Source organism: Bradyrhizobium campsiandrae (assembly GCF_014529705.1).
Lineage (GTDB): Bacteria > Pseudomonadota > Alphaproteobacteria > Rhizobiales > Xanthobacteraceae > Bradyrhizobium > Bradyrhizobium campsiandrae.
Genome location: NZ_JAANIH010000087.1, coordinates 20718 through 31791, shown reverse-complemented (window position 1 = coordinate 31791; position 11074 = coordinate 20718). Strand labels below are relative to the sequence as shown.

12 protein-coding genes are annotated in these 11074 nt (G+C 65.3%); 6 read left to right on the top strand and 6 right to left on the bottom strand.

Annotated features, from left to right (window positions below):
- Window positions 1-36: 36 nt before the first annotated feature.
- From G8O24_RS38390 to G8O24_RS38380, 3 genes are all read left to right on the top strand, one after another.
- A complete protein-coding gene (locus tag G8O24_RS38390; RefSeq protein WP_188107701.1) occupies window positions 37-1200 on the top strand; it encodes a hypothetical protein in 1164 nt (387 codons plus the stop codon).
- A 456-nt stretch (window positions 1201-1656) separates the two neighbouring features.
- Window positions 1657-2040, top strand: a complete 384-nt coding sequence (locus G8O24_RS38385) for a hypothetical protein (RefSeq protein ID WP_244646282.1) — start codon at window positions 1657-1659, stop codon at window positions 2038-2040.
- A 284-nt stretch (window positions 2041-2324) separates the two neighbouring features.
- Complete coding sequence (locus tag G8O24_RS38380) at window positions 2325-3539, top strand: EAL domain-containing response regulator (protein ID WP_188107699.1); 1215 nt, start codon at window positions 2325-2327, stop codon at window positions 3537-3539.
- Between the two features lie 12 nt (window positions 3540-3551).
- Here the strand turns inward: G8O24_RS38380 and G8O24_RS38375 are convergent, their stop codons facing one another.
- Window positions 3552-4412 (bottom strand): DMT family transporter, encoded by an 861-nt coding sequence (locus G8O24_RS38375; RefSeq protein ID WP_188107698.1) that lies wholly within the window; start codon window positions 4410-4412, stop codon window positions 3552-3554.
- 161 nt (window positions 4413-4573) lie between these two features.
- On the opposite strand from G8O24_RS38375, the gene G8O24_RS38370 reads away from it, so the two are divergent.
- Window positions 4574-5941, top strand: a complete 1368-nt coding sequence (locus tag G8O24_RS38370; protein WP_244646281.1) for an aminotransferase-like domain-containing protein — start codon at window positions 4574-4576, stop codon at window positions 5939-5941.
- A gap of 9 nt (window positions 5942-5950) precedes the next feature.
- On the opposite strand, the gene G8O24_RS38365 is transcribed toward G8O24_RS38370, so the two are convergent.
- The 3 genes from G8O24_RS38365 to G8O24_RS38355 form a co-directional block, all read right to left on the bottom strand.
- Window positions 5951-6547, bottom strand: a complete 597-nt coding sequence (locus G8O24_RS38365; protein ID WP_188107696.1) for a GDYXXLXY domain-containing protein — start codon at window positions 6545-6547, stop codon at window positions 5951-5953.
- A complete protein-coding gene (locus tag G8O24_RS38360) occupies window positions 6544-7815 on the bottom strand; it encodes a DUF2157 domain-containing protein (protein WP_188107704.1) in 1272 nt (423 codons plus the stop codon). Before G8O24_RS38360 ends, G8O24_RS38365 begins: the two co-directional genes overlap by 4 nt.
- A gap of 268 nt (window positions 7816-8083) precedes the next feature.
- On the bottom strand, window positions 8084-9223 hold the full coding sequence (locus tag G8O24_RS38355) for an FAD-dependent oxidoreductase (RefSeq protein ID WP_188107695.1): 1140 nt from the start codon (window positions 9221-9223) through the stop codon (window positions 8084-8086).
- Between the two features lie 41 nt (window positions 9224-9264).
- Between G8O24_RS38355 and G8O24_RS38350 the strand changes: the two genes are divergently transcribed.
- Window positions 9265-9435, top strand: coding sequence for a PIN domain-containing protein (locus tag G8O24_RS38350; RefSeq protein WP_188107694.1), 171 nt, complete (start codon window positions 9265-9267; stop codon window positions 9433-9435).
- Window positions 9436-9599: 164 nt separating this feature from the next.
- Here G8O24_RS38350 and G8O24_RS38345 read toward each other — a convergent pair whose 3' ends face one another.
- On the bottom strand, window positions 9600-9821 hold the full coding sequence (locus G8O24_RS38345; protein ID WP_188107705.1) for a hypothetical protein: 222 nt from the start codon (window positions 9819-9821) through the stop codon (window positions 9600-9602).
- A gap of 471 nt (window positions 9822-10292) precedes the next feature.
- Here G8O24_RS38345 and G8O24_RS38340 point away from each other — a divergent pair, with 471 nt between their 5' ends.
- Window positions 10293-10559: a hypothetical protein gene (locus G8O24_RS38340; protein ID WP_188107693.1), complete on the top strand. Its 267-nt coding sequence runs from the start codon at window positions 10293-10295 to the stop codon at window positions 10557-10559.
- Window positions 10560-10685: 126 nt separating this feature from the next.
- Here the strand turns inward: G8O24_RS38340 and G8O24_RS38335 are convergent, their stop codons facing one another.
- Window positions 10686-10868: a hypothetical protein gene (locus tag G8O24_RS38335; protein WP_188107703.1), complete on the bottom strand. Its 183-nt coding sequence runs from the start codon at window positions 10866-10868 to the stop codon at window positions 10686-10688.
- Window positions 10869-11074 lie beyond the last annotated feature (206 nt).

Sequence of the window (11074 nt, the reverse complement as noted above, 5' to 3'; positions counted from 1 at the left end):
TAGGCCTGCTGGAATCGTTGCGAGAGATTGCGTGCCATGGACGAGATCGACGAGCTAACGGAGTTCCTGCAGAAGCTGACGCCATTGTCGCGCAGCTGCCTGCTCAGCGAACTCGAGCGGCTCGAGCTGTGCGGCATCGACATGCCGGGCTCGGCGGAGATCCAGGCCAAGCTGCGCGCCGAATTTCGCAAGGACGGATCGACCCAGGCGCGCGCCGCCAATCCGTCGCGCTACTTCTTCGCACCGCTCGAGCTGCTGCTGATCGATGGCGCGCCCGAGCACCCCAATGCCGGACGGATCTCGCGCAACACCCTCACGCCGATCTGGGAGTGGATCTGCCGCGACCTGCTGCCCACGATGGCGCGCGACTACGTCAAGGCCATCAACGAGCAGGTCAGCAGCAACAATCCCAAGGAAGTGCTGAAGGTCGCCACGACGTTCCAGGTCAAGGTCGTCAAGGTGCTGGAGAACACGCTCGCATCAGCGGAGAGCACCGAGTTCGCACGCGCCAAGCTCGCGCAATACACGGCTTCGCGCACCGCGTTCGACGACGTGAAAAAGATGCAGCAAGTGCTGCGCGCGGGCGATGCGCTGCCGAAATTCAATGAGAAGCTGCCGGCGACCATCACGAAATTCGATGACGGCCAGGTCGCCCAGATCACCGCGCTGCTCGATGCCTTCAAGAAGACCAATCCCGAGGCGCTGCCCTTCGCCCTGGCGCTGGTGGCCCGGCGACTGAAAATGTCATGGCAGCTGGTGCGCCTCGCGACCAAGGCGGCGCCGAGCAAGAGCGCGGCCGACGTCGCGGCCACGCCGTATGCCTGCGTCGTTCCCATGGCGCTTGACCGGCTCGACGACAAGCGCCTGGCACTCCGGATTGCGCTGCGGCACAATCGCGTGCTGGTCGCGCGCGACCTGCTCGCCGAGATCTACGATACCGAATATGCGCTCAAGGTCCGCATCGATGGTCTCGAAAATTGCGAATGGGGCGTCCGGCTTCAGCAATTGATGGATGCGATTGCGACACTCGTGTCCGCCGAAGTCAGCCGATTCCCCGCCAATGTCGGTCACATCCTAGGATCGCGCCGGCTGCGCAGCCAGGACACGTTGAGCGGCAGGCTGAGCTACCTGGCCTGGAAGGGCCGCGATGCCGTACAGGACGGCGCGGCGGCGTTTCGCAAATTGATCGGGGCGACTTAGAGCTTGATCCGGACCCGAACGGCCGCGCCAGCGCAAGGCGTGCAGCGGGCTTGCCGACATGATCATGCTCTAACGAGAATCCCCTGCGCTATTCGGGCGTGTGCGGCAGGCACAGGAAACGATCGAGGAACCGCCCCGACATCACAACCCTGAACCACCAATAGATCATCCGCCGCGTCGTCATAGCTGCGATCCCTGACCGCCCTCCACCGGCCAAGCCGACCAATAGCGCGATTGCAGCAATGTGGATGTGAGGTGCTTCACACGCGCCGGCCCGGCGTTTTGACGCGTTGTCGCATAACCGTCACGCGCGACGCCGGAACATGCGCGCATCGCGCGAAAATGAGTTCGTCCAGGGAACCCGCCGCCCTTACTCTCGATGCATCACAGGCAGCTTTGGGAAGGACCTTGGCGATGAGATCGACCCGACTGAGTTTCACGACGATGTTGTGGCTGATGGGAGCGTGCGCGCTGCCGTCGGCAGCGATGGCGCAGACGGCACCGCCGCCCGGCAATGCGGCGCCGACCGCCGACAATGCCGTCCTGCTCACCGTCTTCTTCAAGCACGACCAGTCGCGTCCGCTGAGCGAGCTCAACGCGCAGCTCGACAAGCAGGGCTTTCGCAAGGTGTTTCCGCCTGCCGGCGTGGAGGTCGTGAGCTGGTACGTAATGATGGGTATCGGCCAGGTGGTGACGCTGCGGCTGCCGGCTTCGCGCCTGCGCGAGGTGAACCGCATCATCGAGGATACCGCCTGGGGTCCTTATCGCACCGAGTTCTATCCGACTTATGACTACAAGGCGGTCGGCATGGCCGAACACGACAAAGCCACGAGCAATTGAGGCGTCCATTATTCAATTGGGCGAAGCTGGTGCGGCTTCGTCCAATTACAGGACATGGCTGCGAGCGCCTCGCGGGCTGCGCGCTCGAAAAATCCCCGCATGATCGCCGTACGCGCATGCGCAAGGGGCTGCGAAGCGTGAAAATTTCTCGAACGAGATCCGAACAATTTTACGAATGATGGGGGCTTTAACGTTACCCAGATAATTCAACAATCGACTGAAGCCCTCCTTATTTGAAACGGCTCCCATCGCTAACACCGGTCGCGGAACGGGAGTGATTTGCGATGAACGATGAAATTGTCGAGTTCGCCGAGCGAAGGCCCAAGACCTTCGGACGGCGAAAGATAACGCCGCGCGCATGCGTCGCCGACGGCAAGCGCCATCTACGCGCGTTCCTCGCCGAGGTGCTGGAGGATCTCGGCTTCGTCACCAGCGAATGTGCCAGCGCCGACGAGCTCAAGACGGTGCTCGCCGGCGGCTTTCCGGATCTGATCCTGTTCGGCGTCGCCGCCGACGGCATCGAGCCCGGTACGTTTCTGGAGACGCTGGTGCGCGAGGCCTTCGACGGCAAGGTGCTCGCCGTCGGCGCCCGCGAGTCGATCATCGTCAAGGCCGTGCAGCAGGTCGGCGAGGAATACGGCCTCGCGATGCTGCCGCCGCTCACGACGCCCTTTGCCGCGGAGACGCTGCGCGATCGCGTCGCGATGCTGCTGCCGGACGAGCCGGCGCCGAGCCCGGCCGTGCATGTCGGCGAGGCCCTGCATGCCGGCTGGCTCGAGCTCTGGTATCAGCCGAAGATCGACGCGCGCACGCTGATCCGATGCGGCGCCGAGGCCCTGGTGCGGATGCGCCATCCGACCTGGGGCGTGGTGCCGCCGGCGTATTTCATCCCGGAAGAGCACGACCCGCATCTGTGCGATCTCTCGGAGTTCGTGATCGAACGCGCCGTGCGGGACTGGCATTATCTGCTGGAGCGGCAAAGCCCGGTCGATCTGTCGATCAACCTGCCGGCATCGTATCTGAGGGAGCCGCAGGCCGTGCGCGATCTCTGCCGCCGCGTCCCCACCCATCCGGCCTTCGGCGGACTGACGATCGAAATCGACAGCGAGGAGGCGATCCGCGACCTCGATCTCCTCGCCGAGGTCGCGCGCGAGGTGCGCCTGCACAATATCGGCCTGTCGATCGACAATCTCGGCGCCAACTGGCCCTCGCTGATGGACCTCGACAAGATCCCCTTCATCAAGCTGAAGGCCGACCGCCACTTCGTCACGGGCAGCGCCAACGACCGTCTCAAGCGCACGGTGTGCCGTCGCATCGTCGAGCTCGCGCAGGGCTATGGCGCACGCGCTGCGGCCGAGGGGATCGAGAGCCGCGCCGACCTCGTCGCGGCGAACGAGCTCGGCTTCGACCTCGTGCAAGGCTTCCTGTTCGGAAAGCCGATGCCGCTGAAGAAATTTGCGCGGGGTGCGCTGACGCGAACGGTGATGGATCAGGCGTGAGGCGCGAAAGCCTCACGCGTAACGCCGCGCGAAGAACACGCAAACCACGACGAGCGCGGTCGCGGCAATCATGCTCCATGCGACCGGCTCGTGCAGCAGGAGACCGGCCAGTGCGAGGCCGATGAACGGCTGCAATTGCTGCAACTGACCGATCCGCGCGATGCCGCCGATCGCAAGCCCGCGGTACCAGAAGATGAAGCCGACGAACATGCTGAAGATCGAGACATAAGCGAGCCCGATCCAGGCCGGCGCACTGACATCGCTCCATGCCTGCGGCCAGGCGAGAATCGCGGCGGGCAGCATCAGCGGCAATGCCAGCAACAGCGCCCAGGAAATGACCTGCCAGCCGCCGATCCGGCGCGACAGCGCGGCTCCCTCGGCATAGCCGAGCCCGCACAGCACGACCGCAGCCACCATCAGGAAATCGCCGGTGAGCGATGCGGAGCCGTCATTCGACAGGGCAAAGCCCGCCACGGTGGCACTGCCGAGAATTGCGAACAGCCAGAACAGCGGTCGCGGCCGCTCGCCACCGCGCAGCACCGCGAAGACCGCGGTCGACAGCGGCAGCAAGCCGATGAAGACGATCGAACGCGCCGAGGTGATGTGCTGGAGCGCGAGCGCAGTCAGCAAGGGAAAGCCGACCACGACGCCGAGCGAGACGATGGCAAGCGAGGCAAGATCCTTCCGCTCCGGTCGGGCCTGGCGGAGCAAGCCGAGCACGGCGGCGCCGATCAGTGCCGCGATGACGGCGCGCGCCGAGGTCAGGAACAGTGCGGAGAAGCCGCCCACGGCCACGCGCGTCGCCGGCAATGAGCCGCTGAAGATGATGACGCCGAGAAGTCCGTTGCCCCAGCCGGTGCCCGCCGATTGCATGTCCGTCCCACCTTTTGAGACATGATCCTCAGCCGTCACCCATGGCAGAACCAGTCACAATCCAGTACAATTTGGCAAAACTGTATTGGTATGGAAGGCGATACACCTTGGACATCGACACGCAACCGAAAGGCCGCGATGGAACGCGGACCATCGACGTGATGAGCGCGATTCGCACCAAGGTCGCCGGCCGCGCGCTTGGCCCCGGCGACCGCCTGCCGTCGATCCGCAGCCTTGCCGCGACGATGGGCGTTTCGCCGTCCACGGTCGTCGAGGCCTATGACCGCCTCGCCGCCGAGGGCGTGATCCGCGCCCGCCGTGGCTCGGGCTTCTATGTGTCGCCGACGGTCACCCCGCCGCTTGCGCTGTCCGAGGTCGAACCGCGCCGCGACCGGGCGGTCGATCCGTTCTGGGTCTCCAGGCAATCGCTCGACACCGGCGATGCGGTGCCCAAACCCGGCTGCGGCTGGCTGCCGCCGGCGTGGATGCCGGAGGCCGCCTTGCGCCGCGCCATGCGTGCGCTTGGCCGCGCCGAGGCGAGCGTGCTCACCAATTACGGCTCGACATCAGGCTCCCTCACGCTGCGCCGGCTGCTGCTCACGCGGCTCGCCGAAGACGGGATCGAGGCCTCGATCAAGCAGCTGATGCTGACGGCGTCCGGCACACAGGCAACCGACCTGATCTGTCGCTTTCTGCTCCGCCCCGGCGACACCGTGCTGGTCGACGATCCCTGCTACTTCAATTTTCGTGCGCTGCTGCGCGCGCATCAGGCGAAGATCGTCAGCGTGCCCCACACCCCATCAGGCCCCGACGTCGCGCACTTCGAAGCGATCGTTGCCACTGAGCGGCCGCGGCTCTACATCACCAATTCGGCGCTGCATAACCCGACTGGTGCAACGCTCTCGCTCCAGACCGCGCATAGACTTTTGATCGCGGCGGCCGCGCATGACCTCACTATTGTCGAGGACGACATCTTTGGCGACTTCGAGCCGGAGCGCTCGCCGCGCCTCGCCGCGCTGGACGGTTTGAACCGCGTGATCCGGATCGGCAGCTTCTCCAAGACGCTGTCGGCCTCGGTGCGCTGCGGCTACATCGCCGGGCGCGCCGACTGGGTCGAGCATCTCGTCGATCTCCAGGTCGCAACCAGCTTCGGCGGCCCGAGCCCGGTTGCGACCGAGCTGATCGCACACGTGCTGGCCGGCGGCAGCTATCGCAAGCACATGGACGAGCTTCGGCAGAAGCTCGCGCGCAGCCGGCGCGATGTCGCCCGAAAACTTCAGGCGCTCGGCATCGAGCCCTGGCTGATGCCGCGCGGCGGTTTCTTCCTGTGGTGCCGTCTCGCCGGCGGCCAGGATGCCACCGCGGTCGCGCGCGACGCGCTCGAGGAGGATGTGGTGCTGGCGCCCGGCAACGTGTTCAGCGTGTCGCAGACCGCGCAAGGCTTCCTGCGCTTCAACGTCGCGCACATGGGTGATCCGCGGATGTGGGACGTGCTGCGGCGAGCGCTGAAGGCGCAGCCGAGCCGCTAATACCAAGCCCTAATACAACGGCTCCTCATACACCGGCTCGCCGTCGAGCAGCAGCCGCTTGATCGCCGCGCGTCCCGAGGGCAGCACGGCGGCGACGACGCGCAGCTTCTGCTCGTTGCGGGCTTGCTCGAGCTTTCTGCCCTCGCCTTCCGGCACGAAATAGCTTTCTAGTCCATATCTGATGGTCAGCCTGTCGCAGAAGGTGCGGCCGCTCGAGCCGCAGGAATAGGTCACGCGGCCACGGATCAGGATCTCGGGACCCGTGACCGGGACAGGCCCGGCATGCACCGAGACAGCCTGGTACAATCCGTTGGCACCAGGCGCGAGCTTGACGAACACGACGGGATTGCGCTCGGCGGACGGCTGACCTGCGAGCGCGCCTGCCGGCAGTTGCGAGATGTCGTAGCCGAGCGTGACGTAGTCGCCGCGCAGGAGATCGCGGGGATCGACCGGCCGGGTCTGCAAGGTCACCTCGCGGCCTTCGCGCAGGATCTGCATGCGATCGGCGACCATCAGCACGAGCAGGACACATTGAAGCAGGATGGCGAGAGCGAACAGCACGGCTTTCGGAATGCGTTGCCAGACTTTCGTGACGGACTCGATCATCGCTCGGCCCTCGGCAGCAGGCGGTTGAGCGCGGACGCAAACACCACGGCAATGAGCCCTGCCGCCGCCAGGAAGGCCGAGCGGCGCAGCAGCGAGCCCTTCACCGCCCAGGTGATGCCGGCGATGACGCCGGCAATGCCGAGCCAGCCGGCGACGATGCGCGGACGCACGTCGTCGAGCACGCCGGAGACGACGAGGCAGAGCATGGCGAGAAGCAGCGCGGCATAGGCGAACCAGGGCTCGCCGCCCGCGGATGCCGGCCAGATCGGCGCGGCGACCAACACGAGGCCGATCGCGCATGCTGCGAGAACTTCACCAACGCGCCGGGTGAGGCCGGCCGATGCAAGCGCGAGGATCACGCCCGCGACGCCGCACAAGACCGCCCATGGCGGCTGGGCTGCGACCGGGGCTGTCCGAAGGCGGAAGACATCGTCGACCGTCGTCACCTCCAGGAAGGCGACGACGGCGAGCGACAGCGCACCGTAGATCGACAGAACGGATCCAAGCCGCTGCGCCCGCGGTGACGGCGCCGCGGCGATGGCGAGCCCGGCGCCGAACAACAAGGCCGCACCGTTGGCGAGCACGAAGGACGGCTGGGCGCCATCGACGTCGAAGCGAAGCGACGTTGCAACCCACCACGGAATCGCCGCGACCGCGACGAGATGAGCCGCCGCGCGGGAGTGCCACGCAAACGCGATGGCGGCGGCGATGAGCCAGGCCGCAACGAACTGGAGGTGAAGCGCATCGGGTGCATCATAGACGCGCATGCAGGTCCAGATGCTGGCGGCGGCGAGACCGACCGCCAGCGCGCCGCGCGAGCCGGTCAGCAATGCCGCGAGGAACGCGCCGGTCGACCACAGCAGCATGCCACCGGCAAAGTCGTCGCCGAGATGGTACATCTGGCCGACCAGCGCGATGCCCGCGCCGAAGATGATCGCACCGATGCTGGCGCAGAGATCGGCAAGAACGTCGCGGCCCGTCGATGCGAACCACGCCCCGAGGCCGCCGGCGACGACCATGCCGGCGAGCAGGATCGAAAAGCGCAGCAGCCGCGCAATCTCGGTCCAGTGCGCCGCGACGAAGGCAAGGAAGGCAGCCGCGATCAGCAAGCCGCCGACGATGGCGACAACCACGGCAATGTTGATGCCCGGCGCGAGCGGGGGGAGCGCCTTGCGGATGGAGCTGGCTGCCGCCGGCGCGATGACGCCGTCGGCTTCCCATTGCGCAAGGTCAGCCTCTAGGCGCTGCCGGTAGCTCTTGTCGAACATCATCGTGGATCACATCGTCGCAGGTCAGCTGGCCGAGTGCCGGCCGTGGGCTATTGGTCGGAGCGCGGCAGCGGCGGGTTCAAACCAGCACCGCGCTTGCGGGCTTCGGTCGCCGGCCGGCAAGAAAGTCGAAAACAACCCCATGCACAGTAGCCAACGCCCGCTCGAACAAGAGCTTTCGCTCAGCCATTGCGGAATTTCAGAAATTTCGCTTGTTCCGTCGGGCAAAACAGGTGCATGATGGCATCGTGGCAGGAGGCTCATCCGCTCAGGCGAACTCCGAATAGCGGGACAGCTGAAAGAAGGGTTCTGCCTGATAGGACGGATCGGTGGCGAGGCGAGCCAGCCTTTGCCCGATGGCGGGCGCGAACTTCGCGCCATGGCCTGAACACGCGGAGCAGACGATCAGGCGGGACTCCGGCCAGCGATCGATGATGAATTCCTCGCCCGCGTCTCGCCTGATGTCGGCGGGCGCGGTGTTGGTGTAGAGGCAGACGTCGCGATCGACGATGGGCCCGGCCGCGCCGGGGACGAGCGCGGCCAAGGCGTCGCTCACGGAGCGGAGTTCGGCATCGCTGGCGGGCGGACCCCAATCGTCGGGGCCGACCACTGGCCCGTGGTTGTGAGGCGCAGCCTTGACGCCGCGCTGTTCGAAGTCCGGAAAGCCGTAGACCATGTCATCAGGACCTCGGTCCAGAATGAAGATCGGGAAACGACGGGGAACCACGGTCTCGGGGCTGCCAGGTGCGAACCAGCCGACCGGCTGTCGGGTCACGTTGAGCAGCGCGGCGAGTGGCGGCAATGCGCGACCGAGCCATGGGCCCAGCGCCAGGATCGCGCGCTCGGCGAAGAACTCTTCGCTATCCGTGCGGATCGACACGCCGTCGTGGTGCGGCATGAAGCTCGCGCGTTCCGGAATGACGCGCGCGCCGGCGCGTGCGCGCATCAGTCTCATGACTGTAGCGGTGTGCAGGATCGCGCCACCGTCCTGGACGACGACGTCCCAGTCGTCGGGCAGGCTGAACGCCGGAAATTCCTTGTTCGCGACGGGAGCGGTCACCATCGGATCCGCCCGCCCTTTCGCGATCGCCGCCGCACGCGAGGACGCCACCATGGCGGAGCCAGGACGGCCGGCCTCCAAAATGGGGGTTTCCGTCAGAACCGTTTGACCGCTTTCGCTCTGCAGCCGGATCCAGTCGGCATGAGCCTCGTCGCTCAGGCTGGTGTAGTTGGGATTTTCGAAATTGAAGCGACGGAAAATGCGACACGACCCGTGTGACGAGCCGCGATCCGAACCTGCTGCGACCGGGTCGAAGCCGAGCGCATCAACGCCGGCATCCAGCAATGCGGAGAGCGCTGCTCCGCCCATGAGCCCCAGACCCAGCACGGCGACTTCGCATTTTCGCATGAAGGCCTCGCGAGCGATGCTATGACGCGCCGATCATCGGGATGATTTCGGGTGTTGACAAGGTCTACGGGAGGGCGATTGCGGCCGGCATCGACAACGCCGTATCGGATCAACGGGGCCGCATCGGCACCCTCAGGTCCGTCCCTGTCATCGACGGCCTGCTCGCGGCAACCGCGCTGGCTTACGATCTGGCGCTGGGTGACGCGCAATGATCGCGATGTTGCGGGGCTGCGCTGGTTCGAATTTGAGGACGAAGGCGGCAGTGACACGGGTTGTGGGTCCCGGCGTCGCTCCTCGATCCATCTTCGAGCATCGATGAGGTAGCGCCCTCGCCGCCATAGCGATCAAGCGGCGGCCTCACGCTTGATGGCGCCGCCTATCTCCTTTTCGCCGGTCCGAAATCCGGCTGCCAGGCGACCTCTTTCCGGCTGGGCTGTGCCGCGATCACCTTGGCTTTTTCCTTCTTCGGTTTCTTGGCTTCGCGATTGCCGCGTTGCTGTCCCTTGGCCATGACGTCCATCTCCCGTTGGGGTTCAAGTTCGTTCAGTTCGTCCGACTGCAGGATGCGCCCGCGAGGCGTACAGACGCGGACATCCATGTAGCCGTCACGCAGCAGCTTTCGCCCGGGCCGCAGTCAAACGGTCGCGCTGCCGCGCCCGAGATTTGCGCTGCCATATTCGTTGGTTCCCGTGACCAAATAAGGCACGCGCTTTGCCCTAGCCATTGAGGATGGCCGCAGCACACACCAGAAGCAAAAGGAATAACGGAACGATCACCGGCGGGACGATCCATTCCGAGGCGCGAAAATGCGACATCGAGTGCTCCTGCAACTCTGTCGGCGGGAGCGCACGTGACCCTCAGTCACCGGTCGATGCCGTTGAGAAGAGCGGTGATGCGTGAACGCTACGCCTGCGGAGCGCCAATAGCGAGTACTAAAACGCCGTTCGGGCAAGGCTTCATTGCAGCGTCGGCGCCCGGCAGCGACGAATGTGCTGGCTATTGCCCCATCATAGGCGCATGGTCGTCGCCGTCGGTCGGTTAGAGCCCCTCTTGCAAAAGGCAGGCGTGCATGACCATCCGCTCACGGCGAGAGACCGTCACGTTCAGACATCCGTTCCGAATCCGCGGCATCGAGCGGGTGCTGCCCGCCGGCGTCTACGAGGTCATAACCGATGAAGAGACAATCGAAGGTCTCACCTTCTCGGCCTATCGCCGCATCGCTACGATGATCATGGTCCCCGCGGAAGGCCTTCGCGACTCCATGGAGATGCTCTCGATCGGGTCAGTCGATCTCGCCAATGCGCAGGCTGCGGATGCGAGCGCCTCGCATGACTGACCATCCCGTCGATCTCGACAAGCATCGCGGGATGGCTGCGCAGAAGCCAGCCCGTGCGCGGCTCGCCCCTGGCGAACTCGAAAACGGAATCGTCGTGCGATCGATGCCATAAATCCAGAGCGGCGATTATGCCCGGGAGTTTTTCGACTTGGCTTCACGCGCCAATCGGGCCGCCTTCAGGCGCTCGTGATTATCGTGCAGAGATTGCTGATCTTTCGCGTAATCGGTCATTGGTTTTTCTGTCCGTACCGCTTTGAACGCGTTGTTCGCTTCCCGCAGATGCCGGGCAGCCTTCGCTTCGCTTTTCATCATTTTGTTCTCCAGGAATTGGTCTGCGACGGCCTGGGGGCTCGGATAGTCGCCGTGGCACCCCAAGATATACTCGCCCAGGAGCGAACCAGAACGATCCGCTTTGCGCCAAGTCTTTCGCGAGGTCCGAAGCCCACGCCGCCGCTCGCCTGCCAGGCGTTAAAATCGCCGCCAGGTGTGGCGCTGCTCACGAGCTAAGCGCTTCG